At 42.8% G+C, this 24,936-nt stretch carries 31 protein-coding genes and 1 pseudogene; 22 read left to right on the top strand and 10 right to left on the bottom strand.

Annotation, left to right across the window (positions count from 1 at the left end; all coding sequences use genetic code 11):
• The first annotated feature begins 9 nt into the window (after positions 1-9).
• Positions 10-975, top strand: coding sequence for a DNA polymerase III subunit delta' (holB, locus tag N0824_RS19035; RefSeq protein WP_108937895.1), 966 nt, complete (start codon positions 10-12; stop codon positions 973-975).
• Between the two features lie 37 nt (positions 976-1,012).
• Positions 1,013-1,231, top strand: a complete 219-nt coding sequence (locus tag N0824_RS19030) for a neurohypophysial hormones like protein (RefSeq protein WP_108937894.1) — start codon at positions 1,013-1,015, stop codon at positions 1,229-1,231.
• 64 nt (positions 1,232-1,295) lie between these two features.
• On the opposite strand, the gene ftsH2 is transcribed toward N0824_RS19030, so the two are convergent.
• Complete coding sequence (gene ftsH2, locus N0824_RS19025; protein ID WP_108937893.1) at positions 1,296-3,182, bottom strand: ATP-dependent zinc metalloprotease FtsH2; 1,887 nt, start codon at positions 3,180-3,182, stop codon at positions 1,296-1,298.
• A 283-nt stretch (positions 3,183-3,465) separates the two neighbouring features.
• Between ftsH2 and N0824_RS19020 the strand changes: the two genes are divergently transcribed.
• Together N0824_RS19020 and N0824_RS19015 are read left to right on the top strand one after the other, a co-directional pair.
• Positions 3,466-3,612 carry an EcoRV family type II restriction endonuclease gene (locus N0824_RS19020; protein ID WP_232306097.1) on the top strand — a complete coding sequence of 49 codons (147 nt, stop codon included), beginning with the start codon at positions 3,466-3,468 and terminating at the stop codon, positions 3,610-3,612.
• A 15-nt stretch (positions 3,613-3,627) separates the two neighbouring features.
• Complete coding sequence (locus N0824_RS19015; RefSeq protein WP_108937892.1) at positions 3,628-4,530, top strand: Dam family site-specific DNA-(adenine-N6)-methyltransferase; 903 nt, start codon at positions 3,628-3,630, stop codon at positions 4,528-4,530.
• 191 nt (positions 4,531-4,721) lie between these two features.
• Here the strand turns inward: N0824_RS19015 and N0824_RS19010 are convergent, their stop codons facing one another.
• Complete coding sequence (locus N0824_RS19010; protein WP_002803105.1) at positions 4,722-5,021, bottom strand: hypothetical protein; 300 nt, start codon at positions 5,019-5,021, stop codon at positions 4,722-4,724.
• Positions 5,022-5,239: 218 nt separating this feature from the next.
• Here N0824_RS19010 and psbX point away from each other — a divergent pair, with 218 nt between their 5' ends.
• Entirely contained in the window at positions 5,240-5,359 is a 120-nt protein-coding gene (gene psbX / locus N0824_RS19005; protein ID WP_002733679.1) for a photosystem II reaction center X protein, read from the top strand.
• A gap of 45 nt (positions 5,360-5,404) precedes the next feature.
• Here psbX and N0824_RS19000 read toward each other — a convergent pair whose 3' ends face one another.
• Positions 5,405-6,052 (bottom strand): ComF family protein, encoded by a 648-nt coding sequence (locus N0824_RS19000; RefSeq protein WP_108937891.1) that lies wholly within the window; start codon positions 6,050-6,052, stop codon positions 5,405-5,407.
• A complete protein-coding gene (locus tag N0824_RS18995) occupies positions 6,021-6,320 on the bottom strand; it encodes a DUF1816 domain-containing protein (RefSeq protein WP_108937890.1) in 300 nt (99 codons plus the stop codon). The genes N0824_RS19000 and N0824_RS18995 overlap by 32 nt, the downstream gene beginning before the upstream one ends.
• A gap of 255 nt (positions 6,321-6,575) precedes the next feature.
• Here N0824_RS18995 and N0824_RS18985 point away from each other — a divergent pair, with 255 nt between their 5' ends.
• The 5 genes from N0824_RS18985 to N0824_RS18960 all read left to right on the top strand — a co-directional run bounded on the left by N0824_RS18985 (position 6,576) and on the right by N0824_RS18960 (position 10,012).
• Positions 6,576-6,935, top strand: a complete 360-nt coding sequence (locus N0824_RS18985) for a ferredoxin thioredoxin reductase catalytic beta subunit (RefSeq protein ID WP_108937888.1) — start codon at positions 6,576-6,578, stop codon at positions 6,933-6,935.
• A 9-nt stretch (positions 6,936-6,944) separates the two neighbouring features.
• Positions 6,945-7,370 carry a DUF309 domain-containing protein gene (locus N0824_RS18980; RefSeq protein WP_108937887.1) on the top strand — a complete coding sequence of 142 codons (426 nt, stop codon included), beginning with the start codon at positions 6,945-6,947 and terminating at the stop codon, positions 7,368-7,370.
• A gap of 49 nt (positions 7,371-7,419) precedes the next feature.
• The gene (locus N0824_RS18975; protein ID WP_002741524.1) at positions 7,420-7,920 is read left to right on the top strand and encodes an LptA/OstA family protein; all 501 of its coding nucleotides are present in this window, start codon (positions 7,420-7,422) and stop codon (positions 7,918-7,920) included.
• 160 nt (positions 7,921-8,080) lie between these two features.
• Positions 8,081-8,809 carry an LPS export ABC transporter ATP-binding protein gene (gene lptB / locus N0824_RS18965; protein WP_108937885.1) on the top strand — a complete coding sequence of 243 codons (729 nt, stop codon included), beginning with the start codon at positions 8,081-8,083 and terminating at the stop codon, positions 8,807-8,809.
• A gap of 33 nt (positions 8,810-8,842) precedes the next feature.
• Positions 8,843-10,012, top strand: a complete 1,170-nt coding sequence (locus tag N0824_RS18960) for an LptF/LptG family permease (RefSeq protein WP_108937884.1) — start codon at positions 8,843-8,845, stop codon at positions 10,010-10,012.
• Positions 10,013-10,048: 36 nt separating this feature from the next.
• Here the strand turns inward: N0824_RS18960 and rsmI are convergent, their stop codons facing one another.
• Positions 10,049-10,888, bottom strand: a complete 840-nt coding sequence (rsmI, locus tag N0824_RS18955) for a 16S rRNA (cytidine(1402)-2'-O)-methyltransferase (RefSeq protein ID WP_108937883.1) — start codon at positions 10,886-10,888, stop codon at positions 10,049-10,051.
• Positions 10,889-11,092: 204 nt separating this feature from the next.
• Between rsmI and N0824_RS18950 the strand changes: the two genes are divergently transcribed.
• The 3 genes from N0824_RS18950 to N0824_RS18940 all read left to right on the top strand — a co-directional run bounded on the left by N0824_RS18950 (position 11,093) and on the right by N0824_RS18940 (position 16,596).
• Positions 11,093-11,209, top strand: a complete 117-nt coding sequence (locus N0824_RS18950) for a photosystem II reaction center protein I (protein ID WP_002732356.1) — start codon at positions 11,093-11,095, stop codon at positions 11,207-11,209.
• A gap of 140 nt (positions 11,210-11,349) precedes the next feature.
• Positions 11,350-13,737: a DUF3769 domain-containing protein gene (locus N0824_RS18945; protein ID WP_108937882.1), complete on the top strand. Its 2,388-nt coding sequence runs from the start codon at positions 11,350-11,352 to the stop codon at positions 13,735-13,737.
• Between the two features lie 165 nt (positions 13,738-13,902).
• Positions 13,903-16,596: a DNA methyltransferase gene (locus tag N0824_RS18940; protein WP_108937881.1), complete on the top strand. Its 2,694-nt coding sequence runs from the start codon at positions 13,903-13,905 to the stop codon at positions 16,594-16,596.
• A 19-nt stretch (positions 16,597-16,615) separates the two neighbouring features.
• On the opposite strand, the gene N0824_RS21105 is transcribed toward N0824_RS18940, so the two are convergent.
• The 3 genes and pseudogenes from N0824_RS21105 to N0824_RS18925 form a co-directional block, all read right to left on the bottom strand.
• Positions 16,616-16,771 carry a hypothetical protein gene (locus N0824_RS21105; RefSeq protein ID WP_002793766.1) on the bottom strand — a complete coding sequence of 52 codons (156 nt, stop codon included), beginning with the start codon at positions 16,769-16,771 and terminating at the stop codon, positions 16,616-16,618.
• 100 nt (positions 16,772-16,871) lie between these two features.
• Positions 16,872-17,126 (bottom strand): annotated as a pseudogene (locus tag N0824_RS18930) (hypothetical protein); the annotation flags it as partial.
• Positions 17,127-17,236: 110 nt separating this feature from the next.
• The gene (locus N0824_RS18925; protein WP_108937879.1) at positions 17,237-17,485 is read right to left on the bottom strand and encodes a Ycf34 family protein; all 249 of its coding nucleotides are present in this window, start codon (positions 17,483-17,485) and stop codon (positions 17,237-17,239) included.
• 94 nt (positions 17,486-17,579) lie between these two features.
• On the opposite strand from N0824_RS18925, the gene N0824_RS18920 reads away from it, so the two are divergent.
• Positions 17,580-18,797 (top strand): CCA tRNA nucleotidyltransferase, encoded by a 1,218-nt coding sequence (locus N0824_RS18920; protein ID WP_108937878.1) that lies wholly within the window; start codon positions 17,580-17,582, stop codon positions 18,795-18,797.
• 216 nt (positions 18,798-19,013) lie between these two features.
• Here the strand turns inward: N0824_RS18920 and N0824_RS18915 are convergent, their stop codons facing one another.
• Positions 19,014-19,832 (bottom strand): carbon-nitrogen hydrolase family protein, encoded by an 819-nt coding sequence (locus tag N0824_RS18915; RefSeq protein ID WP_108937877.1) that lies wholly within the window; start codon positions 19,830-19,832, stop codon positions 19,014-19,016.
• A gap of 86 nt (positions 19,833-19,918) precedes the next feature.
• Between N0824_RS18915 and N0824_RS18910 the strand changes: the two genes are divergently transcribed.
• The 8 genes from N0824_RS18910 to N0824_RS18875 all read left to right on the top strand — a co-directional run bounded on the left by N0824_RS18910 (position 19,919) and on the right by N0824_RS18875 (position 23,891).
• Positions 19,919-20,551: an HAD-IB family phosphatase gene (locus tag N0824_RS18910; RefSeq protein ID WP_002795914.1), complete on the top strand. Its 633-nt coding sequence runs from the start codon at positions 19,919-19,921 to the stop codon at positions 20,549-20,551.
• A gap of 508 nt (positions 20,552-21,059) precedes the next feature.
• The gene (locus tag N0824_RS18905; RefSeq protein ID WP_108937876.1) at positions 21,060-21,860 is read left to right on the top strand and encodes a PEP-CTERM sorting domain-containing protein; all 801 of its coding nucleotides are present in this window, start codon (positions 21,060-21,062) and stop codon (positions 21,858-21,860) included.
• 91 nt (positions 21,861-21,951) lie between these two features.
• Positions 21,952-22,401 carry a PIN domain-containing protein gene (locus N0824_RS18900; RefSeq protein ID WP_108937875.1) on the top strand — a complete coding sequence of 150 codons (450 nt, stop codon included), beginning with the start codon at positions 21,952-21,954 and terminating at the stop codon, positions 22,399-22,401.
• A 16-nt stretch (positions 22,402-22,417) separates the two neighbouring features.
• Positions 22,418-22,633: a hypothetical protein gene (locus N0824_RS18895; RefSeq protein WP_108937874.1), complete on the top strand. Its 216-nt coding sequence runs from the start codon at positions 22,418-22,420 to the stop codon at positions 22,631-22,633.
• 1 nt (position 22,634) lies between these two features.
• Positions 22,635-22,952, top strand: coding sequence for a DUF4258 domain-containing protein (locus N0824_RS18890; protein WP_002755280.1), 318 nt, complete (start codon positions 22,635-22,637; stop codon positions 22,950-22,952).
• A complete protein-coding gene (locus N0824_RS18885) occupies positions 22,891-23,169 on the top strand; it encodes a YgiT-type zinc finger protein (protein WP_108937873.1) in 279 nt (92 codons plus the stop codon). The genes N0824_RS18890 and N0824_RS18885 overlap by 62 nt, the downstream gene beginning before the upstream one ends.
• A gap of 135 nt (positions 23,170-23,304) precedes the next feature.
• Entirely contained in the window at positions 23,305-23,589 is a 285-nt protein-coding gene (locus N0824_RS18880) for a hypothetical protein (protein ID WP_016514661.1), read from the top strand.
• On the top strand, positions 23,586-23,891 hold the full coding sequence (locus tag N0824_RS18875; protein WP_108937872.1) for a hypothetical protein: 306 nt from the start codon (positions 23,586-23,588) through the stop codon (positions 23,889-23,891). The genes N0824_RS18880 and N0824_RS18875 overlap by 4 nt, the downstream gene beginning before the upstream one ends.
• Before the next feature lie 5 nt (positions 23,892-23,896).
• Here the strand turns inward: N0824_RS18875 and N0824_RS18870 are convergent, their stop codons facing one another.
• Positions 23,897-24,664, bottom strand: coding sequence for an ABC transporter ATP-binding protein (locus tag N0824_RS18870; protein ID WP_108937871.1), 768 nt, complete (start codon positions 24,662-24,664; stop codon positions 23,897-23,899).
• Positions 24,665-24,936 lie beyond the last annotated feature (272 nt).

Below are 24,936 nucleotides of genomic sequence, written 5' to 3'. Positions count from 1 at the left end.
AGGGAAAAGATGATAGATTGGTCACGGTTAATCGGTCAAAATCAGGCCATTGAACTACTACAAAGAGCGCTTGAAATCAATTCGATCGCTCCCGCTTACTTATTCGCCGGCGCTAAGGGGATTGGACGCAATCTGGCCGCAAAATGTTTCTGTCAAGACTTGTTAACTAGAGATCGATCGCCAGAAGCAAGAGAATTAATCCTGAAACGCTTTCTTGGTGGCAATCATCCCGATTTACTCTGGATTGAACCCACTTATCAACACCAAGGCAAACTGCTCACCGCAAAAGAAGCACAGGAAAGTAATCTCAAGCGCAAAGCTCCCCCGCAAATCCGCATCGAACAAATTCGCGAGATTACTAACTTTTTAAGTCGTCCTCCCCTGGAATCGGCCCGCTCTGTGGTGGTGATCGAGGAAGCAGACACCATGACAGAAGCGGCGGCAAATGCCCTCTTAAAAACGCTTGAGGAACCTGGAAAAGCCACTTTAATCCTGATTGCTCCCAGTCCCTCCTCTTTACTACCCACTCTCGTTTCTCGCTGTCAACACATCCCTTTTCAGCGTCTTTCGGAAGAAAATCTCGCTCAAGTCCTCCGCTCTAACGGACACGCTCGCGTTCTCAATTATCCAGCAATTCTCGGTTTAGCCCAAGGTAGCCCCGGAGAAGCGATCGCCGCTTTAGAGTTTCTCGACAGTCTCCCCCAAGATTTACCGCGATCTTTGAGCAAATTTCCCCTAAAACTCTCCCAAGCACTGGAATTAGCCAAAATTATTGCTCAAACTCTTGACACGGAAACCCAATTATGGTATGTGAGTTATCTTCAGTATGAGGATTGGCAACGACGACGAGAGCGATCGATTTTAGAAATCTTGGAAAAAACCCGCCGGCAGCTGTTAGCCTACGTTCAACCCCGTTTAGTCTGGGAATGCACTTTCTTGGCATTGGCCAAACTATCCACCGCCCAAAAGTCTTAAAATTGTTATATTTATCGATCGAGTGGGGAGAAAGACCATGAAAATCAAATCTTTATTGTTGCTGATTATGTTAACTTTGACTACGTTTTTAGGGGCTTGTCAGGGAGGAAAAGAAGCCGAAGAACCGAAAAACGTCCCCACCACGGTGGAATCGCCGCAAAAAAACGAAGATAGCGATGAAGACGGGGAAAGCCAGCAAAAAGACGGTGATAATGACCAGGATCAAGACGATGATGATGACGATGATGATAACTAAATCCCTAGTATAAAAAAATCGGGTGAGCTTTAACCCACCCGATCGCCTATAGATTGAAATCAACCTATAACTGTGGTACAAACTGTTCTTTTTCGGGAACGTAGGCGTATTCAGCCACAATTTGCCGGAATTCTTCCCCATCGATCGTTTCTTTTTCGATCAGCAGGTCCACCACTCGATCGATCACTTCGCGATGATCGCGGACAATTTGCCGAGAAATTTCATGACAGTGTTCCACGATTGATCGCACTTGATCATCGATACGAGTAGCGACCTTCTCAGAATACTCGGAACGAGTCATCAAACCGCCACCGAGGAACACTTCACCCCCTTGACTTTCTAGGGACAAAGGACCCAAATCGCTCATCCCGAAACGAGTCACCATCTGGCGGGCCATATCAGAAACTTGCTGTAAATCGCCACCGGCACCGGTAGTCACCTCATCATAGCCGAAGATTTCTTCCTCGGCTGCCCGACCACCTAACGCACCGGAAATCCGGGCCATTAACTGCGCTTTCGTGGTTAAACCCTGTTCTTCGTTGGGAGTGAACCAAGTTAAACCCTGGGCCTGTCCCCGGGGAATCAGAGTCACTTTCTGGACGGGATCGTGATCTTTTAAGAGCGTACCCACGATCGCATGGCCGACTTCATGGTAAGCGATTAAGCGCTTGCTCTTGCTATCGACTAAAGGAGTGCCTTCCATACCCGCGATAACACGATCTACTGCGTCATCTATCTCCAGGAGGGTAATGGCATCTTTACGACGACGGGCGGTTAAAATTGCCGCTTCGTTCAGTAAATTGGCTAAATCTGCTCCACTGAACCCCGGAGTGCGACGGGCGATCGCTTCGATGGAAACGTCGTTGGCCAGCTTTTTATTGCGGGCGTGAACGTCTAAAATCTCTAAACGACCTTTAAAATCGGGCGCATCGACGGTTACTTGGCGATCAAAACGGCCCGGACGCATGAGAGCGGAATCGAGAACATCGGGGCGGTTAGTGGCGGCAATGATAATAATTCCCGTATTCCCCTCGAAACCGTCCATTTCTGTCAATAATTGGTTTAGGGTTTGTTCCCGTTCATCGTTACCACCACCGATACCGGCACCCCGTTGACGACCTACTGCGTCAATTTCATCGATAAATATTAAACAGGGAGCATTTTCCTTGGCTTTTTTGAACAAGTCGCGCACGCGAGAAGCACCGACACCGACAAACATTTCCACAAATTCCGAACCGGAAATGCTGAAGAAAGGTACACCCGCTTCACCGGCGATCGCTTTAGCTAACAGGGTTTTACCCGTACCAGGAGGGCCAACTAAAAGGACTCCTTTGGGGATTTTGGCACCGACGGCGGTAAATTTCTCCGGTTGTTTGAGGAAAGTGACAACTTCCTGTAATTCTTCCTTCGCTTCATCAATTCCTGCCACATCATCAAAGGTGATGCCGGTTTTTGCTTCCATCTGGAAGCGAGCTTTTGATTTACCAAAACTCATCGCTTGACCCGGGCCGCCTGGCATATTATTAGAACGGCGGAACAGGAAAAAGAGAGCGGCAATCAGCAAAAAGGGGAAAAGTAGATTACCGAGGAATCCCCACCAAGCGCCATCATTCCGCATCGGGTGAGCATCGAAACTGATTTTAGAATCGCGTAAACGGGCGATTAAATCCGGGGAATTGGCAGGTAAATCGACCCGTAGGCGTTGTACTCGGTTTTCTAGTTCCGGATCTAGGGCCTGTACGATCGCGGTTCTGCCCCCTTCGTAGAGATCGACGCTAACAACCCTACCACTGTCTAGGTATTCTAGGAAGCGTCCGTAGGTCATGCGGGTACTGGCGGTGTTATTGCCGATATTACTGGTGGCCGTGGCAAAAGTGCCTTGCCAAAGGAAAAAACCGACCACGAGGGCGGGCAATGTCCACAGTAAAATCGTTTTCCAAGATAGTTTCATGTTTGTTTAGTGCTTCTAGGATAAAGATTTTTGCTTAACTCATTTAGCTGTTTTTGTCAAGGATTTTACGTTATTTTTTCGAGATTAATCCCCGCAGCCAATTAAATCTTAACTAAATGTAACGTAATTCTCATAATTCTGACAAGAATGGTGACGAGAGATTTTTTAGTTCATTTGTTCTAACAAGATACCATGGTTTCTGGGATAAGCTGTACTGAATTTAAACTGCCTAGAAGTATATACTATATCTATTGATACGAAAATCATCTCCAAAATCCTAAAATTGCTTCTTTTTCCCATATTTGATAATTTTGCTAGATGTAACCAATTAAAGATAGAGTTAGTATCTCAACAAAATTTTTACCCTAATTTGACCTTTATTCACGAGCCAACAGGAGCTAAGTTTGCTGTGGATAGAGATTACTATTGATGAGGAGAGTGTTTAGTGAAGTTAACGCCACTTGTGCCACCGATTAAGTGTCAAGGAATTAAAACTAAATTGGTGAAAGATATTAAAAATATTGTGTCTGATCTGAGCTTTGGGCGTTGGATAGAACCCTTTTCTGGATCGGGAGTGGTGGCTTTTAATATTAATCCCCAAAAGGCTTTACTTGCGGACACAAATACTCATATTATCCAGTTTTATAATAATCTAAAAAATCAAGTTATTACCAGTAAAACTGTTAAGCTTTTTTTGCAAGAAAATGGTCAAGTTCTTAAGGAGCAGGGAGAAAGTTATTATTATCAAGTACGAGAAAGATTTAATCAAGCTCCTAATTCTCTAGATTTTTTATTTCTCAATCGCTCCTGTTTTAATGGCGTGATGAGATTCAATCGTAAGGGAGAGTTTAACGTCCCTTACTGTCATAAATCAGAACGATTTTCTCAAGCATATATTACCAAAATAGTCAATCAAGTTATTGCCCTAGAAAATATTCTTACTAAAACTGATTATAATTTTCAAGTTGCTGACTTTCGAGAGACTTTATCTAATTGGCAAAAAACAGACTTGATCTATCTCGATCCTCCTTATTTAGGGAGACACGCCGATTATTTTAACTCTTGGTCTGAAGAGGATGAAGATTGTTTGGTTACTATTTTAAAGGATATTTCTTGTCGGTTTATTTTGTCCACTTGGCACAGTAATCAGTTTAGAAGCAATCCTTTAATTAAAAAAAATTGGAGTGCTGATCAGTTTTATATCTATACTAAACAGCATTTTTATCATGTTGGTTCCACAGAAAAATTGCGTCATCCGATCACCGAAGCGATCATTACTAACTTTAACATTCCCTTGTTGCCAGAGCGAGGAACTGATTTGCAACAACTGTCATTAAGCTGTTCGTAATTTAAATTGCTTGTTGAGACGAGGCAAGAGGCAAGAGGCAAGAGGCAACAGTAAAGGGATTGGGGGAGATTCGGCTAATCTTAAGAATAAGCGCTTTAAATGCGTCTTAGCTTATCCCCATCGACAGCAGAAAATGAGGGAGTGAGAACAGTCTAGAAGATGCCTAGTTGCAAATTCTCACTCCTTACTATTTATCCTTGGCTTTGGCGTAGATGGTCATTAATTTGGCGTTTACGCTTTTCTTGGGGGGTAGTGCTAGTAATTTCGCCAAAATCTTCACTACTCATGGAAAGATGGGACATTATCTTTCTTTTGCGCTCTTTAGCGGTTAATTCCGGTGAAGGAGTTACTGGAGGCGGCGCTGCCACGGGTTCCGCTGCCACCGGGGGAGTTTCCACAATTGGCAGCGGTTTTTGGGGAATATAGTCAGCACCAGTGGTACTTCTGGAGAGATGATCGAGAATGCGCCGTTTGCGATCGTCAGTAGCCATAAAAATCTTTGCCAGTCTAGTGTGAACTTTTGTAACTATCACCCATTGTCAAACATCCCTATCTCCTTGAGAAGTCAAGGGAGATTTTATTTTCAGCGATTGAAGACATATAAAACCTGCGATCGCATTTATCTGGTCGTGGAACTGGGGGCCTTCTCGCCCAAGGTGATAAGATAAAAAACTAAGTCTTTGAAAATATGACAAAGGATTTATCTATCATGACACCCTCTTTAGCTAACTTTCTCTGGAGCCTTGTTTTAGGTGCGGTTATCGTCCTGATCCCCGCCACTATCGGTTTGATTTTCATCAGTCAATACGACAAGATCAAACGCACTTAATTTAATTTAACCCTAAAATGCCTAGACCGATTCCGTCTGGGCATTTTAGCTAATTTTGGAACTGGCAACAGCGATCGCACCGACTACCCGATATCCCTCTGTGCGTAAAACCCGCACAGCCTCCTCGATCGTGGTTCCCGTGGTATAAATATCATCAATTAAGAGAATCGGCACTGATTTGGGTAAATTTTTTCCCAATTGAAAAGCCGCTTGCATCGTCTTTTTTCTTTCCTCGCCTGCCAGACTAAATAAAGCTGCCGTGTTCTTAATCCGAATTAATCCGCGACTAGCCAGATGATAACCGGTTAAACGACAAAAACCTTCGCCAATGACTTCTGCTTGATTAAAACCTCTTTCCTTTAACCTTTCTGGGTGGAGAGGGATGGGAATCACCGTCAAACGTTTATCGGTGAGGGGAGGACGAAGGAGCCAAGTTTCCCCCATGCAACCGCCTAGCAAAGAGCCGAGAGCGGGATGGCGATCATATTTCATTTTAGCGATCGCCTGTTTTAATTTACCTTCATAGCGTCCCCAGATAAACAGGGGAATAGGACCACGCCAGAGAAAAAGCGGGTTATTCTGACGATAGGCCCGTAATTGTCCCTCACAATCACGGCAAAGCTCTCGATCGCTCTGCCGTTGACAAAGAGGACAGGGAGACTTAAGAAATAAAGCGAGAAAAGGTTCGAGCATGGGAAGCAAAAGTTTTAGCTAGATCCTGATTTCCATCGTCAAAAACGGTCAAATAATGGGGATTACTCCGCTCGATCGAAATACTGATTCCTTGCGCTCCTTCGGACTCTAGATCTTGGAGATAACCCCCCTGATGCTGTTGTGCTTCCTCAAAAGAGGCAAAGGGACCAAAATAGTAGATACAGTGGGGATAAAGGGAGGTAATTTTCAGCCACCAAGGTGTATTATCATCAGAAATTTTATTTGTCTGCAAGAAAGATAAAATCATGTTCTGGTAGTGATAGGGTACAGGGATTGCGGGAATCAAGGATAGGTTTTGAGGAACTTTGCCCCCATAATTCCGGTTTGCTGGCCAAAAAATCGAGCTTTTGGCCAAAGAGAGTCTTTTTATCGTATTAGATTAACAAGGGGATCGGTCGCAAAATCAAAAGAGATTCTAAAAATTCCCCTCGGCCAAGGGGAAGCGGATCGAGATAGGATAGTAAAAAGTTTTTTTGTAGAAAGCTAGGGAGATAAGATAACTATGAGCCAGATCACAGACACAGATAAGAGTCTTGAGGCCATGAAGAAGTTTGCCGAACAGTACGCTAGAGGTACAAATACCTATTTCTGTAGCGATCTCTCGGTGACAGCGGTAGTAATTGAGGGATTAGCGCGTCATAAGGACGAATTAGGCGCTCCTTTATGTCCTTGTCGTCACTACGAAGACAAAGAAGCGGAGGTAAAAAATACTTTTTGGAATTGTCCCTGTGTACCGATGCGGGAACGGAAAGAATGTCACTGTATGCTATTTATTACCCCCGATAACGACTTTGCCGGAGAAGAACAGACAATTTCCCTCGACTATATCCAAGAAGTCCGCGAATCGATGAAGGGGCATTAGTTTAGGGTAATGACAGCCAGCGCTTTTGGGCAAGGAATCGACGAATTTAATCGCCAGCAATTCTATGCTTGTCATGATACCCTAGAGGCTTTGTGGATGGAGTCCGCAGAGCCTGAAAAAACTTTTTATCAAGGCATTTTGCAGATTGCTGTCGCTTGCTACCATCTGGAAAATAATAACTGGCGCGGGGCGGTAATTCTTTTGGGAGAAGGGGTTAGACGTTTACAACACTATCAACCCGATTACGAGGGGATCAACGTGACGCATTTGGTCGGGGAGAGTTTGGATCTATTAAACTTTTTACAGAATCTCGATCCCCAAGCTTTACCGGCAGTGCTAGAAGCGATGAAAAGCAATCAGGAACATCCTCATCCCCACGTCGATCGATCTATCTGTTCTCTGCCGAAAATCCTCAAAAGTCATCCCGTCCTCTAAACAGCTAGATTAGTTAGTCAGTACAATTACGTCTATAGGTGACATTTCTATGAGAGCAAGATCCGCAAAAATCAGAGGATGGCTAGTTGCCCTCGTTTCTACTAGCTTAGTCATGGGATTAGGTACTTCTCCCCTAGTCAAAGCACAGCAGAATATTGTACCAGGTAATGCCATGACAGTGCGATCGGATATTCAAGAGGCAAACTCAAAAACGGGCGTAATTACTGCGAGGGGTAACGTACAAGTGTTCTATCCTGCCCGCAAAATGCAGGCCACTTCCGCCCAAGCTCAGTATTTTAGCCGCGAACGTCGTTTAGTGATGACGGGTAACGTTTATGTTTTGCAGGAAGGCAACAGTATCCGCGCTGAAACGATGACTTATCTCGTCGATGAGGGCAGATTTATCGCTACTCCCCAAACCAGTCAGCAGGTGGAGTCAATTTATTTAGTCAAAGATAACGAAACTTCTCCCCAACCGGCAGCCTCCCCGACACCCGCACCCATACCTTCCCCTTCCCTCCCCGCTGCCCCAATTATTAACCCGCAGTGATAGTCAGGAGTCAGGAGACAGGAGGAGATAGGGTGGTCACTGCGTGCGCGTTGCGGAGGGTTTTGGGGTGATAGGGTGATGAGACAGCTTCCCCACTTCCCCACTTCCCCACTTCCCCACTTCATAATTCATAATTCATAATTCCCAACACCGGATAAAGATGACTTTAGTATTAGAAAATATCCATAAATCCTACGGTAAAAGGCTCGTGGTTAACCGAGTGAGTATTACGGTTGCGCCGGGGGAAATTGTCGGGTTATTAGGACCAAATGGTGCGGGGAAAACCACAACTTTTTATATCGCCACTGGATTAATTAAACCGAATCTGGGGCGCGTTTGGCTCGATCAAAAAGAAATTACCAAATTACCTCTTAATCAGAGGGCGCGTCTGGGTATTGGCTATCTGACGCAGCAGGCCAGTATTTTTCGTTATTTAACTGTATCAGAAAATATTCAGTTAGCCTTAGAACAGTCTGGAGTTCCCTTTTCCCAACGGGCAAATCGTCTCTATGATTTATTAAAAGAATTTCGCCTCGATAAGATTATTCGTACTAAAGGAGCCTACGTTTCTGGAGGAGAAAGAAGAAGGACAGAATTAGCCCGCGCTTTAGCGGTGGGAGTCAACGGACCAAGATTTTTATTATTAGATGAACCTTTCGCTGGGGTGGATCCGATCGCCGTGTCCGAGATTCAAACGATGATCGCCGGTTTAAGGGATCGTCAGATGGGAATTTTGATTACCGATCATAATGTGCGAGAAACTTTGGCTATCACTAATCGGGCTTATATTATGCGCGAAGGGCAGATTTTAGCGGCGGGAAGTGGCGAAGAACTTTATGATAATCCTCTGGTGCGTCAGTATTATTTGGGTGATAATTTCTTAAGATAATTGTTATTAATAAAAAAATCGATGCATTATATCATGAAAGTTGGCAATTGGCAAGGAAATTTAAGTAGAATACCCGGATTTACCATCTTAGACCGCTATATTTTTGTCGAGTTATTATTACCCTTTCTATTTGGTATGGGTTTATTCACTTCTTTGGGAGTGGCGATCGGTACTCTATTTGATTTAGTGCGACGGATTACTGAATCGGGTTTACCTTTTACTTTGGCCTTAAAAATTCTCTTATTAAAAATGCCAGAGTTTATTGTTTTAGCCTTTCCCATGTCGATACTTTTAGCAGCTTTAATGGCCTACAGTCGTTTAGCCAGTGATAGCGAATTAATTGCTTTTAAAAGTATTGGAATTAGTGTTTATCGCCTAATAATTCCCGCCATTGTGCTAAGTTTAATAGTGACGGGATTAACCTACGTTTTTAATGATTATGTGGCTCCGGCTGCCAGTTATGAAGCTAATGCTACCATGACCAAAGCCCTGCGACCAAATCGTAAGTCTTTTATTGAAGATAATATTATTTATCCTGAATACGGCAAAGTGCGGCCACCGGATGGAGGGGAACCCCAAACGGTATTAAGAAGGTTATTTTATGCCGAAAGATTTAACGGTCAAGAAATGTTAGGTTTAACCATTCTTGATCGCACTCAACCGGAAGTTAATCAAATTATTACCTCAGAATCAGCTTCTTGGAATATTGAAAAAAATATCTGGGATTTTTATAACGGCACAATTTATCTAATTGATCCTAATGGTTCCTATCGTAATATTGTCCGCTTTCAACATCAACAATTAGCCCTACCGCGTACCCCTTTAGATTTAGCTTTTCGAGGTCGAGATGGTTCAGAAATGACCCTCAGACAAGCGCGGGAATACTTAGAAATACTGCAATTAAGCGGCAATCCTACCAAAACTAGAAAATTACAGGTTCAAATCGAGCAGAAAATATCTTTACCCTTTGTTTGTTTGGTTTTTGGGATGATTGGGGCGGCCTTGGGATTACGTCCCCAAAATTCTAATAAAGCCACCAGTTTTGGTATTTGTATTGTCCTAATTTTCTCCTATTATCTCCTATCTTTTGTCACCAGTTCCTTAGGTATTGGCGGAGTTTTAACCCCCTTGATGGCCGCTTGGTTGCCCAATATTTTAGGATTAACTGCCGGGGGAATTTTGTTACTTCAATCAGCTAAGTAATTCAGGGTTAGCGGTAGAAATAAAAATTGATAATTATCAAATTTCTAGGGCTAATTTGTATAAACGACTGCGGGATAAATTAGTAACCTGTGCTAATTGTCTGCTGGCTTGCGATCGACTAACTCCTCGTTCCATAATTTGTTTTAATTCCTGTTTTAATTCCTCGTCGGATAATTGGATATTATCGGCCTGATCGTTGCCCATAACTACGATTGTAAATTCCCCTTTAGGAGTTTTATTCTCCTGATATAAATTAATCGCCTCGGCGATAGTTCCTCGCCAAATTTCCTCGTAAAGCTTGGTTAATTCCCGACCTAAAACTATCTTTCTCGTCGGGCCGAAAGTTTCGCGTAAATCCTCCAAAGTCTTAATAAGTTTGTGAGGTGCTTCATAAAAAACCATCGTTCTTGTTTCGGTTTTTAAACCCTCTAAGCGCTCTTGTTTCAGCTTTTCCTTACCCGGAAGAAATCCTTCAAAACAGAATCTTTCCGTGGGTAATCCCGACACCGCTAAAGCAGTAATTACCGCCGTTACTCCGGGGATGGGAACCACTTCGATCTGAGCTTCTATACAAGCTTTAATTAACTCATAACCCGGGTCAGAAATCCCCGGCATTCCCGCATCAGTAACCAAAGCGATATCCTGACCTTGGCTGAGAATATTTAATAACTGATCGAGACGGGAAAGGCGATTATGTTCATGGTAACTAATTTGAGGGGTCGGAATATCAAAATGCTGTAATAATTTGCCCGTGTGTCTGGTATCTTCGGCAGCAATTAGAGAGACTTTTTTGAGAGTTGCCAAGGATCGGAAAGTCAGATCGTCTAAATTACCGATCGGCGTTCCCACCACATATAATTTACCGAGATTATTCATAAATTGGCTAAAAATAGGCTATTTAGTTGTATTTTCAGTGATCAGTACCCAGTAAACAGTAATCAGTAAACTAAAAACTCACATCTGCTCACTGAGAACCGATCACTTTTCTCTGTTCAGGGATCACTCAAATAGGGTAAAGTAGGTCAAGGTATGCTCACCCCTGTTATTGAATTAATCTAGTCTAAGGAGAACGTCTTAGTAATGTTAACCCTAAAAATCGCCGTTTATATCGTTGTTTCCTTCTTTGTCTTACTTTTTATCTTTGGCTTCCTTTCTGGCGATCCTACCCGTAACCCCGGACGCAAAGACTTTGAGTAGAAGACAATTAACAAACTGGTTCTAGGGTAGAGGCACAGGGAACAAGTTATTAAACTTTCCCTGTCTCCCTAGAAATAATGATCATGGTAGTATCATTGAGGTTCGCTCGTCCTCTATTTTGATCGCCGACTCGTGCAGTCATGTCTTTTTTTTTCTTAGCTGTTGAACCACCTGCCCTGATTAATACTGTAGCTGAACCGGAAACGGAGGAGCGCCAAGTTTCTGAAAATATTCCCGCGTCTGTAATTCCTCTCCCTGTCACCCCAGCACCTCTAGAGGCAAAAAAGCCTTCAGAAGAGAGCGTTTCTATTCCCCTCACCGTCACTCCACCCCCGGAAACCGTCGAGGTAAAACCCTTGGTTCCCGATGAGGGTATTCCCCTAGAACCTTTACCTAGTAGTGGGGGTGATGCGGCAGCTTTAGGAAAACCCCTTTCTGTTCAGAATTCTCCACCCCCCGCAGCCGTTGGTGTCACTATTCATCCCGAAACCGAGATAGTTTCAGGATTAAATCAAAAAGCTCTTAACCAGAAAAATGGCTCAACTCGTCTATTAGTGCGGAAAAAAGGCGAAAAAACCGGCCAAGAATACTTGATTTCCCTCAATAACAGCCTAGATCAGGCCGCTAATCCAGAAGGGGAAAGACCCATGGAATTGGTGGCCGATGAGCAGGAATTTGACCAAAATCGGCAGATTATCACCGCTAGAGGTAATGTCACCCTGCGTTTTGCCCAAAGTGTACTAACGGCCGATCGCTTACAGATTAATCTTCCCGAAAAGTTAGCGGTAGCGGAGGGCCAAGTGATCCTAACCCGGGGAGATCAAATCCTGCGCGGCGATCGCTTTGAGTATTATTTCGTCCAGGATAGCGGTGTGGTATTTAATGCCAATGGGGAGATTTTTCAACCCAGCACCGCTAGGGATTTAGGACAAACGCTGCCCACGGATGTGGGGGCCGGTAGTTCTTTTGGAACCCTAACTGATCGTTTGGCATTAAATCAACCCTTGCAGAGAATCACCACGGGAGAGGGTTTTCAATTTGTCGTCGGGGGACAGGATCCCAGTCGGCGCGATCGACAGAATATTAGTAGTCCATCGGGAGGAACGATTAATCGTGTCCGTTTTCAGGCCGAACGCTTGAATTTTGATGGTAAGGTGTGGAATGCCACTAATGTGCGTTTGACTAATGACCCTTTTTCCCCCCCTGAGTTGGAAGTTCGGGCTAATTCCGCCACTTTTCGCAGTACCGGCCCCTTTACCGATGAGTTGCGGATGAGTAATTCCCAGTTGGTTTTCGATCAACGGGTAGTGGCACCTACTTTTATTAATAGTCTCACTTTTGATCGCCGTCGTCGTCGTCCTTTTTTAATTGCCCCGGGCTATGATGGGGAGGATCGGGGCGGATTTTTCGTAGAAAGTCCCCTAACTTTAGTGGAGACACCGAAGACTATTTTTGAGTTGACACCGCAATATTTAATTCAAAAAGTCCTTAATCCCGATGCTTTTCCCTCAGCTAACCCCGGAGGTGGCGAAGTTTCGCCCCTTAGTCCGAAAGCTTTTGGTTTATTGGGCAATTTTGCCACTAATTTCGGTGAGCGCTCGTTTTTGCAAGCTACAGCTTCTTTTTCTAATTTAGATTTGGAACAGATCGAAAATAGTGTTCGTTCTAAGATTCGCTTTCAACAGACGATCGGACAGTTGCAAGATCCCTATCTGCTCAATGTGGAGTACAATTATCGCGATCGTCTCTTTAACGGTTCTTTAGGTTTTCAGACGGTTAATAGCAGTTTTGGGGCAATTTTGACCTCACCTGTGATTTTCATCCCGAATACGGATATTAGACTCAGTTATCAAGCTTCTGTTCAGAATATTAACGCACCCACCGATCGCAGTGATCTTTTAGCTGCCAATGCAACGGATAATGTGACTAATTTAAGCCGTTTTCAGGGTGCTGTCTCCCTCAATCGCAGTTTTTTACTCTGGTCTGCCCCTACTTTACCACCGACTCCCGACCAAGGTTTAAGATTTTCTCCTCTTCCCGTTCAACCCTATATTGCTATTGTCACTGGTGTCACCGGTGTCACCGGTTATTACACCAATGGAGAGACGCAAAATTCCGTCACGGGAACCGTGGGATTATTAGGACAGTTTGGGCGTTTTTCCCGCAATTTTTTCGACTATACTGGGTTTAATATCAGTTTTAGTCAGGGTTTAGTCAACGGACAATCACCCTTTTTCTTCGATCGCTTTGTTGATCAACAAACAATGTCCTATGGTATAACTCAACAGGTATATGGTCCGATTCGTGTGGGTTTCCAGAGTGTTTATAGTATCGATCAAGCCAAGGAAATCAGTACAGAATATTTTCTCGAATGGAGTCGTCGCACCTATAGTTTAATTTTGCGCTATAACCCGGTGCTGCAGTTGGGAATACTCAACATCCGCGTCTCGGATTTCAATTGGACAGGCAACCCCGGCTATTTTGAGGGTAGCGATGTCCGTCCGGTGGTGGATGGAGTAACCCGTTAAGACTACATGGGAATTATGAATTATGAATGATGAATGATGAATGATGAATGATGAATTATGAATTATGAATGATGAATTATGAATTATGAATGATGAATTATGAATTATTGTGTAAGATGGTGATCGCACTACAACGCCCACCCTACTCCAATGGAAAGGCAAAAGATGACTACTACTCTTGAAAGCTTACAGGAATTTATTGATTTTTGTCAACAGCATATTACTGGCAAAGAAAGGAAAGAAGCCCAGATTTTCCTAGACCGTTTCTTTCGAGCTTTTGGTCATAAAGGTGCGTTAGAAGCGGGTGCAACCTATGAGGAGGCGATTACTAAAGGTAGCAAGAAAGGTAAAACAGGATTTGCTGATTTAGTTTGGAAACCTCGTGTTTTAATTGAAATGAAAAAGCGAGGAGAAGATTTAAGTAAGCACTATCCCCAAGCTTTTGAATACTGGAGTCGCTTGGTTCCTAATCGCCCTCGCTATGTCTTATTATGTAATTTTGATCAGTTCTGGATTTTTGATTTTGATCTTCAAATAGATGAACCGGTAGATCGAGTAAATCTCAACGATTTGAAAAATCGGGTGAGTGCCTTCAATTTTATGGAAGTAGGGAATCGTACCCCTATTTTTCAGAATAATCAAGTCGAGATTACAGAAACGGCAGCGCGGCGGATGGGTGAGTTGTTTCAACTGTTAAAAAAACGCGGTCATAAAAGCGGTTTTGATGAGTTGACGGCCCAGCGATTTATTTTGCAGTGTGTATTAGCAATGTTTGCTGAGGATCGAGGATTGTTACCAAGAGATTTATTTATTTCTTGTGTACAAGAGTGTCTAAATGGTGGCAATTCCTATGATGTCTTGGGGGGATTATTTCAACAGATGAACCAACCCGGAATTACCCCCGTTGGTAAATATCAGGGAGTGGATTATTTTAATGGGGGACTGTTTAGTATAATTCATCCAATTGAATTAACTAATAAAGAATTAGAGTTTCTGGATGTGGCGGCGCGTCAGGATTGGAGTAAGATCCGTCCGGCAATTTTTGGTAATATTTTTGAGGGGACAGCTAATGCTGAAGAACGCCACACCTACGGAATGCACTTTACCTCAGAAGCGGATATTATGAAAATTGTTCGCCCAACTATTAGCCGTTACTGGGAGGAGAAAATTGAGCAAGCTGGGACGATTGGCGAGTTAAATACACTTCAGTTAGAATTACAGCAGTATAAGGTATTAGATCCGGCTTGCGGTTCGGGTAATTTTCTCTATGTCGCCTATCAAGAATTAAAGCGCATTGAACAGTTATTAATTGAAAAGATTGCTAACCGTCGTCGTTCTGCTAGTGACCAATTACAGATTAGTTTTGTTACGCCTAAACAGTTTTATGGAATGGATATTAATCCTTTTGCTGTAGAATTAGCGCGGGTGACTTTAATGATTGCCAGAAAGGTGGCGATTGATAAGTTTAATTTGACGGAAGCTTCTTTACCTTTGGATACTTTGGATAGTAATATTATCTGTGCTGATGCTTTGTTTACAGATTGGCAAAAAGCAGACGCAATTATCGGTAATCCTCCATTTTTGGGAGGGAAAAAGTTAAGGACAGAACTAGGAGATGAGTATGCAGAACAAATTTATCAAAAATTTCCTGATGTTCAAGGACAACCTGATTTTTGTGTTTTTTGGTTTAGAAAAGCTGCGGAAAATCTTGGAGAATTAGGAAGAGCCGGTTTAGTTGGTACTAATTCAATATCACAAGTTTCTGGGAGAAAAGCAAGCTTAGATTATGTAGTTAAGCAAGGTGGATTTATACATGAAGCGATTTCAACTCAGCCTTGGTCTGGTGAGGCTAATGTTCATGTTAGTATTGTTAATTGGAGTAAAGAAAGACCAAAAGAATTATTTCTAGATAATTTGTCAGTTAATTTATTATCTACGGCATTGAAAGCTCAAATATCAGTGGATAATGCCGAAAAAATAAAAGTTAATAATCATTATTCTTTTGAAGCTTGTCAATTAGCAGGAAAAGGATTTGTCATAACGGAAGAAGAAGCTAATAAATGGATTGAGTTAGATCATAAAAATCAACAAGTTGTCAAACCTATGTTAGATGGGAAAAATTTAATTAATCTTTTTGAACAAAAGAGTTGGGTTATTGATTTTAATAATATGGCTCTTGAGGAAGCTGCTGAATATACCTTACCTTTTACAAGAGTAAAAGAAAAAGTTAAACCAGAAAGGGATAATAATAAGCGCAGCACACGCCGATTAAATTGGTGGAAATATGGGGAAACAAGACCAGGAATGAGAAAAGCTTTAGCTGTCCTATCTTGCTATTTTGCCATCCCCAAAATCGCTAAATATATTGTTTTTTCTCCAGTTGATGTGTCCATACTTCCCTGTGAAGCAAATATGGTGATAGCCTCCGATGATTTCTACATTCTAGGAATTCTCAACTCAAAAATACATCGCCTCTGGGTAAAAGCTCAAAGTTCAACTCTTGAAGACAGAACTCGCTATACTAATACAACCTGTTTTGAAACCTTCCCTTTTCCCCAGAAACCTTCACAGGAACTTGTCGAAAAAATCCGTCAAACCGCCGGCGAATTACACGAATACCGTAGCCAACAGATGGAGAAAAAACAATGGGGAATCACCAAACTATATAACCAATTCTTTAACGAACCCAGTAGCCAACTTTTTCAACTCCATCAGAAATTAGACAAGCTAGTAATGGAGGCCTATCACTTCCAAGCTGACGAAGATATTTTAGAGAAACTATTAACCTTAAATCTGGAATTAGCAGAGAAAGAGAAGCGAGGAGAAACCGTCATCGGTCCCTGGTCTCCTTACTCTTAGATTACTCCAAAGCCTTACATTAGATTGAAACAATCTGAATTTCCCTGACTCGGTGCATTGGTTTGGTTGGCTTTTCGGTGGTGATTAGTTCATCAGCTTGAATTTGCAGCGCAGCAGCAACATGAAGTGCATCCATCGCCGCTAAACCGTAAGTGCCAGCAATTTCATGACTCATACTAAATTCGGTTATTAAAAACTGATTATTTATTCCCCCTTTTGCCTCTTGCCTTCTGCCTCTTGCCTCTCCTGATATGTAGCCTATGCTCAACGGATTTAGTATCACTGCACCCTCCTCGACGTGCAGCAAGTTCTTGTTCTATTTCATCTTCATTGAGCAGTTGCAATCCAGATGCGATCGCCCGCTGTCGGATTTCCCATAACTTTTTGCTTAATGGTGTTTGGGGAATAAATTTAGCTTCTGGTGTTGTTTGTGACTCAGATTTAAGTATTTGAACAAATTGCCAAACTTTTTGTTGCTTTTCCGGGGTCAATTCTCGCCATTGTTCAAGTAGTTCTTCTTCTTTATCCATAAATACCTCGCTCTTAAATTACGCATTCCTCGAATCGTTGGCTGTCCAAGACATATTTGTGGATTAACTTTCGGCTCTTGTAGTAGATATGTATGGGTAGTTCAGGTGTTTTAGGTGGGAACTGGTTCACCTGGCCGCAAACTAGACCATTTACCGGTTTCCCGTAAAAAGCTTTCACAACCCACCACATCCCACTCCATTTCGATATAATCTTCTTTGGTGCGAATGTTAACGTTAATAGAAGGGTTCTTCGCTTCAAAGTCCGGTGTCTCGGTGAGATGAGGTTCCTGATGTTGTGTTTCTACGGCATGATAGGTGAGACAGCGATCAACAAAATAGCAGTTAACACAAATGCACATAGGTTTAACTCTATAGGTCTTTTCCGTTAATCTAGCTCAGTCTCTCCCCAAATGGGGCCGGTCAAAATTATATTTTTGTAAATTTATCTTCTCGATGTCTTGTCAAAAAAACCTAGATAGTTTAGTTAAAGAAGTTTTTGCGATTAATCAGCAAGAATTGCCAGAAAATGCTTATTTAGTCGGTGGTGCTGTGCGAGACGCTTTATTAAACCGTCAGAAAGACTATATTGACCTAGATTTTGTGGTTCCCGAAAAAGCGATCGAAATTGCCCAAACTATTGCCCATCAGTATAAAGCGGGTTTTGTGGTTTTAGATGCCGTTCGTCAAATTGCTCGCGTCGTTTTTCCCCAGGGAACCCTTGATTTCGCACAACAGGAGGGAGAATCTCTAGAAATAGACCTAAAAAGACGGGATTTCACCGTTAATGCTCTTGCTTATAATCTCCACACCCAAGAAATTTTCGATCCTTTAGGGGGATTAAAAGATTTAGGCTGCCAATCCCTGCGGATGATTTCCCGCGAAAATCTCCAAGATGATCCCCTAAGATTATTAAGAGCCTATCGACAAGCGGCTCAATTGGACTTTGAGATCGAACCCCATACCCGTGCAACTATTCGTTCTCTTGCCCCTTTATTGCACCGTGTAGCCGCCGAAAGGGTACAATCCGAGTTGAATTACCTTTTGCTCAATTCCCGTGGCAATAAATGGCTAAAAAGTGCCTGGGAAGATGGCTTATTATCTCTCTGGTTGCGTCGGATTACCCCCGCAAAAATGGAGCGAGTTATGGGGGTGGAAGCGGCAGCGGGATTTTTAGAATCTTTGTTACCAGAAAAATTTATCTTTTCCCCTTCTCAGTTACAGTTGACAAAATTGGCCCTATTGGTATCGGATATCTTGGCAGAAGCGGAAAAAGAGTTAATCGATCTCAAGTATTCCAGGGGGGAAATTCGCACGGTAATCACGGTAATTAAGTGTTTACCTCCTCTCAAGGAGGCAGATAATTTAAGTCTGCGGGAACAGTATTTTATTTATCTAAATACGGGAAAAGTATTTCCTGTCTTTGCCCTTTTTGCTCTATCGATGGGGATTAACAAAAATATCGTCGCTTCTCTGTTGACTTCCTATCTCGATCCCGATAATATTATCGCCCATCCCCGACCTTTATTAAGGGGCGATGATTTAATTAACCATTTACACCTGAAACCTAGTCCGATTATCGGTAAGTTATTAACCGAGGTACAAATTGCCCAAATTGAGGGCCAAGTCACAGTTTTTCAGGAGGCGATCGATTTTGCTAAAAAGTTATTATAAGTGGTTGGTTATAATTAAATTAAAAATGGATTTTAGGTTCGATCCCCCCTGCCCCCCTTGATAAGGGGGGTGCCGATAGGCGGGGGGATCTACCCTTAATAAGGGGGGCATCTGATAATTTTTAACGCCTACCTACTTAAGTGGTTGGAGAAGAGAGAAGTGAGGCTCTGTTACCTATTGATAACCGTCCCTGGGAACTAATTTTCTGAGCGAATTTTAAACAAAAACACGATGCTGTAGAGAAGGCATTTGTCGTCGCACCTGTTGCAGACGTTGGGGATTAATTTCGGCAATTGCCACTCCCGCTTCTTCCCCCGCGTCGGCTAAAACCACACCCCAAGGATCGATAATCATAGCGTGACCGTGGGTGTGACGGCGTGCGTAATTATTGCCCGTTTGAGCAGGAGCTATTATATAACAAGTATTCTCGATCGCTCGCGCTTGTAACAAAACTTTCCAATGATCTTTCCCTGTAAAAGCTGTAAACGCCGCAGGTACAAATAAAACATCGGCTCCTTGCCGCGATAAATAGCGATAGAGTTCGGGAAAACGCACATCATAGCAAATCGAGAGGCCAATTTTGCCCAAGCTATCGGAGCCATAAATCGGCGGTAAATCGATCCCTGCCATGACTGTACTCGATTCCTGATAGGTGTTACCGTCCGGGACATTGACATCAAAGAGATGGACTTTTTGATAACGGGCTAATTCCGCACCGTTGCCATCGACTAAAATAGCGGTGTTATAAGCCTTATCGGGAATACCCGTCACCGGCACGGGAAAACCACCCCCTAAAATGGTCACTTGAAACCGTTGGGCCATGGTGCGGAGGAATTTATCGGCTTTGAGAGCAATAGTCTCGGCCTGGGCGATTTTATCGCTTTCTGCCCCCATAAAGGCGAAATTTTCTGGTAAACCGATTAATTCCGCCCCTTTACCCACGGCAAGTTCGATCAACTCTTCAGCGGCAGCGAGATTTTTCTCTAAATCTGGCTGACTGGTCATTTGAATGGCGGCGGCGAGATAGGATTTCATGGGGGTTGAAGCTCTAGAGTCAGATAATCTCTGTAAAATTAATCATAACCTTCGATTATATCCAATTTCAGATATTTTGTCACCCCATGAGTAAAATTGTTTTCTGTGACTTTGATGGCACTATCACCGCCGTGGAGACTTTTGCGGGTATGCTCAAAGAATTCGCCCCCGATTTATCGGCCCAAATTATGCCCCAAATGTACGCCCGCACTCTCAGTCTGCGCCGGGGTGTCCGTCAACTGCTAGAGTCGATACCGAGCCAAAAATACGCCGATATTCTCGCCTATGCCGAAAGCAAGCCAATTCGCCCCGGATTAGCCGAATTCCTCGCTTTTTTACAGGAGCAATCCATCCCTTTTATTATTATCTCCGGTGGCATCCAAGGCATGATTGAAACGGTCTTAAAACGGGAGGGACTATTAGATAAGGTGACGGCAATTTATGGGGTCAATCTTCATACTCAAGGGGAATATTTGCAAGTTCACTCCGATTGGGAAAATGAGACAGAATTAGTGGCTAAAGCCTTGATTATGGCTAAATATTCGGGAGTAGAAACTATTGCGATCGGTGATTCCGTTACCGATATTACCATGGCTAGAAGGGCCGATCTAGTTTTTGCTAGAGATCGTTTAATCGATTATCTGCAAGCGGAAAATCAACCCTATATTCCTTGGGATAACTTTTTTGAGATTCGCGAATATCTGTTATTGAGAGATTAGGGATTGGCTTTTATAAGTAATGGTTGGGATAGGCAAGAGGCAATGATTTTCGCCGTCTCATTCCCAAGCTCCGCCTGGGAATGATTTTTGAAGGCTCTGCCTTCTGTAAAGATTACTCAGGAGGCAGAGCCTCTCATTAAACATTTCTAGGCAGAGCCTAGAAACGAGAAATATATCGAAAGAAATACCTGGTTTCTACCTCAAGTTGGAGTTAAATATCTGCGATTTTGTTTAGGATTGTTTCGGGAAGTAGGACAATTTTAAAACCGTTTAAAATTCGTCTAACAATCCAACCACAGCTGCCCTAAATCGGGGTGGTAGAATCCCGTTATGGTTCTGTTTTCTAATTAGAGGAACTAACTTAAAATTTAGTGATTGGCAATTTTGAAAAAACCAATTTTTCTCCCTTGCCAATGTCGCTTAATTTGAGATTTTCTCCTTTAAAGGTCAGTCAGAACATTTGTTTGTTTGTTTGTTTGTTTGTTTGTTTTGAGGAAATTTTCTGAACATGAAAACTTCGACTGTGCTTAAAAAATTTTCAACGGTTGTTACTGGATCGGCAGCGTTTCTCGCCCTTAGTAACTTTCCTGCTAATGCGGTCAGTGTCGTCCGAATTCCGCAGAGTTCCTTCACTCCTCAAGCAGGATTGATCACCTTTAGTGAATTTGGTCTGGGTACGGTCAACCCTACTTATGCTCCGGCGGCTTACGGCGGCAATCCCTTGACGGCACCAACTGTTACCTTTGGTGGCTTCTATCAAGGCCAGAGTTTGTCTGCTAACCCTGGAGTAGATTGCCCCGGTGGTGCTGCCACTGGCTGTGTTGTCGGTACGCCAACCGGTCCTCTATCGCTCGATCCGGCCTCCCCAAATACTTTCATCACCAATGATGGAGCAGCACCTAATAGCCCGGTGCTGTCGGGAACACCCACATTTAACGGTCCTATAACGATTTTATTCGACAAAGACATGGCCGGCGTGGGGTTAGATGGCGGTTTCTTCAATGCTCCCAACTCAACTGCCATCACAGCCTTTGCCCGAGATGGCTCATTTCTCGGTCAAGTATCCAATACTGGCACGGGCATTGAGTTTCTGGGTTTAGTCACTAGCGATGGCAGTGCGGCAATTGCAGGTTTGCAGTTCAGTCTCATCGGTCCTGAGCCTGCTGGTTTTGCCATTGATAGCCTGCGCTTTGGACTTCCAGGGCAAGTTAACCCGCCACGAACAACACCCGAACCTGCTTCAGTCTTAGGTTTACTCACCATTGGTGTTCTTGGTGCGGGTTCAGTCTTGAAGCGCAAATTAAAATAAAAAACTGGTCAATCTAGCCTTAAATTGGCAGCGATCGCACTTTATCAATGTAGTGCGATCGCTTTTTTGGGTTATAATAGTAGAAGTGTGAATGACTAAAGTAAAATTGAAAGTCTATCTTGATACGAGTGTTCTCAACCGAATCTTTGACGATCAGACTCAAGCCAGAATCTATTTGGAGTCAATCTCGATGCAATTAATTTTCCTGCTGGTGGAGAATGAAACAATAGAAATTGTCTCTTCTGATGCGCTAGTATATGAAACCCAGCGAAATCCTTACAGCGACCGCCGCACTTTTGTCGAGCTAGTCCTGCAACAAGCTAGGCACTTTCAACTGATTACGGAAGAGGTCTTAGCAAGATCGCAGCAAATCGAAACCTCTGCTAAAATTAAAGGAGTAGATGCTTTGCATATTGCTTGTGCCGAAGCTATAGAAGCAGACTACTTCATTATCTGCGACGATCGAATGATTAAAAAATACAGTGGCACTCTTGCTGTTAAAACTCCTGTGGAGTTTGTCGCCATTATTTTCAACGCTTGAATTGAGAAAAATTACTATGAAAGTTCCAACAGATTTGACGATTCCTGAGATTGAGGAAATTAGAAAAGAGGGAGTTAAAGCTCTCGTAGAAAGATTGGGAATTGCTAAAGCGGCCTTCTTTCTAAGAGAAACATCATCCCAACCTCTAAATTATTTAGAAATTAAAGATCAGTTATTTGGCGAAATGACAGCGAAGGATATTTACTACCAGATTAAAGGCGGCTATCACTGAAATGATTGAGGAAATTCGTCAAAAAGTTAGACAAAACCAATTGGAATTTTCTCAACACGCTGTCAATCAAAGTATCCTGCGTCAGATCAGTGTTCAAGAATTACGGGAGGCGATGGAACAAAGCGAAATTATTGAAGATTATCCGGCTGATAAGTATGGTGCAAGCTGTTTACTTTTGGGATTTACTCTAATTAATAGAGCCTTACACATTCATTGTAGCTATCCCTCTCGCCCTTTGCTCAAAATTATTACCCTATATGAACCCGATCCAAATTTATGGATTGATTTTAAATCAAGGAGAACACCAGATGTCAACTAATTCTAGACCAGAAACCTTAATTGAACAAGAAGTTACCTATACCCTTGAAATCAATGGCAATTTTTTTATTATAGAAAATGTCCCCGCTAGAGTCTGTGTAGAAACGGGAGAGCGTTTTTTTGCACCAGAAACTGTCGAACGCTTGCAGGAAATTATCTGGGAAAATAAGCGATCAAAACGGGTAATTGAAACACCAGTATTTGACTTTGCTAGTTAGTGTTTAATAGAAAACTGGCAAATCGAGCAACAATTAAAGTCTTAAATTAGGGGCGATTGCGCTATATTTGTAGAGTGTGATCGCTTTTTTGTTTATAATAGTTAAAGACACGATAAATTGATTCAAGTCAAGCCCATGCCACTAACTCTTAATTTAACATCGGAAATCGAACAATATCTCAGCCAAAAAGCGAGGGAGAAAGGTCTTTCTCTAGAAGCTTATGTCCTAAAGTTGCTCAAGGATACTATTTTAGAACAAGAACAACAGACCAAACTGGTTAATTTACTTCAATCTTGGATTGATGAAGAAGATGAACAGGAACAACAAGAAACCGGTGAATATTTAATCGAAGCACTCGATCAAGATCGTTTATCTGAGCGTCCTTTATTTCCGGCTCACTTAAAGGGAGTAACTTGGTGAATAGAGTAGTTTTATTAGATACGGGAATTATCGGTTTAATTACTAATCCTAAGCGAGCGCCTGAAAGTCTAGCTTGTAATTGTTGGCTACAAACACTAATTAAAGTAGGTATTAGGGTTATTCTTCCAGAAATTGCTGATTATGAGGTGCGTAGAGAGTTGTTACGCACTAACAAGATTAAAGGAATTAAGCGACTGGATGAGTTAGCTAACTTAATAGAATACCTAGCCATTACAACGGATGCAATGCGAAAAGCTGCTTTATTTTGGGCGCAGGCACGCCAACAAGGACAAATTATCTAAAATTCTTATTCATCCCCTAAATAAGCTTCAATCACCGCAGGATTCTCCCTGACTGTAGCTGGATCTCCCAAAGCGATTAACTTACCGAAATCCAACACAGCAATGCGATCGCATAATCCCATCACTAAAGGCACATGATGTTCGATTAACAGGACGGTTAAAGCTAAATTATCGCGAATTTGTCGAATTAGCTGACTTAATGACCCCTTTTCGCTGGGATTCATCCCGGCTGCTGGTTCATCGAGGAGTAATAACTGGGGTTGCAAAGCTAAAGCGCGGGCAATTTCCAAGCGTCTTTGATCACCATAGGCTAAATTACGGGCTTTTCGATTGCTTTGGTCGGTTAATCCGACTAAATCTAATAATTCCGCTGCTCTTTTATAGGTTTTTTCCTCCTCCCTTCTCGAAACTGGTAAACCCAAAATTCCTGTCCAAAGATTGGAGCTATTGTGAATGTGACCAGCGATCGCTACATTTTCTAAAGCCGATAATTCACCAAATAAGCGCAAATTCTGGAAAGTACGGGCAATTCCTGCCTGAGCGATCTGGTGAGGACGATAATTCGCCAGACTGTCGCCTTGATAAATTAAATCACCACTGGATAGGGGAATTAAACCAGTGATAAGATTAAATAAAGTCGTTTTTCCCGCCCCATTGGGTCCAATTAAGCCAAAAATCTCGTTTTTTTGTACCTGAAAGCCAACGCCATCGACAGCGACTAATCCCCCAAATCGACGGGTAGCTCCCCGCACTTCTAATAAATTTGCTTGCATCCTTGTTAATAGATTAAATTAGTCGATTTTACTCGATCAAGACGATTGGAAGTAAGCATTGCACCAACCAAAAAAAAGATATTTGTCAGGAGATTTACCCTGAAAGAATCAGTTGTAGAGATTTATCGGGCAGTTATTTTGATCAGGAAACATTCTACACAATCCCCACCAGATCAGCAAGACGGCTCACCACTACCAGCGAATCACTACCGATAACGAAAAACTGCCATAATTGCAGAAATGTCCTCATCTAGCCAAAAGGCGATCGCTAT

The organism is Microcystis sp. 0824 (genome assembly GCF_003112475.1).
GTDB lineage: Bacteria > Cyanobacteriota > Cyanobacteriia > Cyanobacteriales > Microcystaceae > Microcystis > Microcystis aeruginosa_C.
Note: the sequence above shows the minus strand (reverse complement) of the source record. Positions and strands in the feature narration are given on the sequence as shown.

Coding starts and splice junctions, on each gene's coding strand:
- holB (WP_108937895.1), top strand. CDS start 10: ATGATAGATTGGTCACGGTTAATCGGTCAAAATCAGGCCATTGAACTA.
- N0824_RS19030 (WP_108937894.1), top strand. CDS start 1,013: ATGAAAATCAAATCTTTATTGTTGCTGATTATGTTAACTTTGACTACG.
- ftsH2 (WP_108937893.1), bottom strand. CDS start 3,182: ATGAAACTATCTTGGAAAACGATTTTACTGTGGACATTGCCCGCCCTC.
- N0824_RS19010 (WP_002803105.1), bottom strand. CDS start 5,021: ATGGCTACTGACGATCGCAAACGGCGCATTCTCGATCATCTCTCCAGA.
- psbX (WP_002733679.1), top strand. CDS start 5,240: ATGACACCCTCTTTAGCTAACTTTCTCTGGAGCCTTGTTTTAGGTGCG.
- N0824_RS19000 (WP_108937891.1), bottom strand. CDS start 6,052: ATGCTCGAACCTTTTCTCGCTTTATTTCTTAAGTCTCCCTGTCCTCTT.
- N0824_RS18995 (WP_108937890.1), bottom strand. CDS start 6,320: ATGATTTTATCTTTCTTGCAGACAAATAAAATTTCTGATGATAATACA.
- N0824_RS18985 (WP_108937888.1), top strand. CDS start 6,576: ATGAGCCAGATCACAGACACAGATAAGAGTCTTGAGGCCATGAAGAAG.
- N0824_RS18980 (WP_108937887.1), top strand. CDS start 6,945: ATGACAGCCAGCGCTTTTGGGCAAGGAATCGACGAATTTAATCGCCAG.
- N0824_RS18975 (WP_002741524.1), top strand. CDS start 7,420: ATGAGAGCAAGATCCGCAAAAATCAGAGGATGGCTAGTTGCCCTCGTT.
- lptB (WP_108937885.1), top strand. CDS start 8,081: ATGACTTTAGTATTAGAAAATATCCATAAATCCTACGGTAAAAGGCTC.
- N0824_RS18960 (WP_108937884.1), top strand. CDS start 8,843: ATGAAAGTTGGCAATTGGCAAGGAAATTTAAGTAGAATACCCGGATTT.
- rsmI (WP_108937883.1), bottom strand. CDS start 10,888: ATGAATAATCTCGGTAAATTATATGTGGTGGGAACGCCGATCGGTAAT.
- N0824_RS18950 (WP_002732356.1), top strand. CDS start 11,093: ATGTTAACCCTAAAAATCGCCGTTTATATCGTTGTTTCCTTCTTTGTC.
- N0824_RS18945 (WP_108937882.1), top strand. CDS start 11,350: ATGTCTTTTTTTTTCTTAGCTGTTGAACCACCTGCCCTGATTAATACT.
- N0824_RS18940 (WP_108937881.1), top strand. CDS start 13,903: ATGACTACTACTCTTGAAAGCTTACAGGAATTTATTGATTTTTGTCAA.
- N0824_RS21105 (WP_002793766.1), bottom strand. CDS start 16,771: ATGAGTCATGAAATTGCTGGCACTTACGGTTTAGCGGCGATGGATGCA.
- N0824_RS18925 (WP_108937879.1), bottom strand. CDS start 17,485: ATGTGCATTTGTGTTAACTGCTATTTTGTTGATCGCTGTCTCACCTAT.
- N0824_RS18920 (WP_108937878.1), top strand. CDS start 17,580: ATGTCTTGTCAAAAAAACCTAGATAGTTTAGTTAAAGAAGTTTTTGCG.
- N0824_RS18915 (WP_108937877.1), bottom strand. CDS start 19,832: ATGAAATCCTATCTCGCCGCCGCCATTCAAATGACCAGTCAGCCAGAT.
- N0824_RS18910 (WP_002795914.1), top strand. CDS start 19,919: ATGAGTAAAATTGTTTTCTGTGACTTTGATGGCACTATCACCGCCGTG.
- N0824_RS18905 (WP_108937876.1), top strand. CDS start 21,060: ATGAAAACTTCGACTGTGCTTAAAAAATTTTCAACGGTTGTTACTGGA.
- N0824_RS18900 (WP_108937875.1), top strand. CDS start 21,952: ATGACTAAAGTAAAATTGAAAGTCTATCTTGATACGAGTGTTCTCAAC.
- N0824_RS18895 (WP_108937874.1), top strand. CDS start 22,418: ATGAAAGTTCCAACAGATTTGACGATTCCTGAGATTGAGGAAATTAGA.
- N0824_RS18890 (WP_002755280.1), top strand. CDS start 22,635: ATGATTGAGGAAATTCGTCAAAAAGTTAGACAAAACCAATTGGAATTT.
- N0824_RS18885 (WP_108937873.1), top strand. CDS start 22,891: ATGAACCCGATCCAAATTTATGGATTGATTTTAAATCAAGGAGAACAC.
- N0824_RS18880 (WP_016514661.1), top strand. CDS start 23,305: ATGCCACTAACTCTTAATTTAACATCGGAAATCGAACAATATCTCAGC.
- N0824_RS18870 (WP_108937871.1), bottom strand. CDS start 24,664: ATGCAAGCAAATTTATTAGAAGTGCGGGGAGCTACCCGTCGATTTGGG.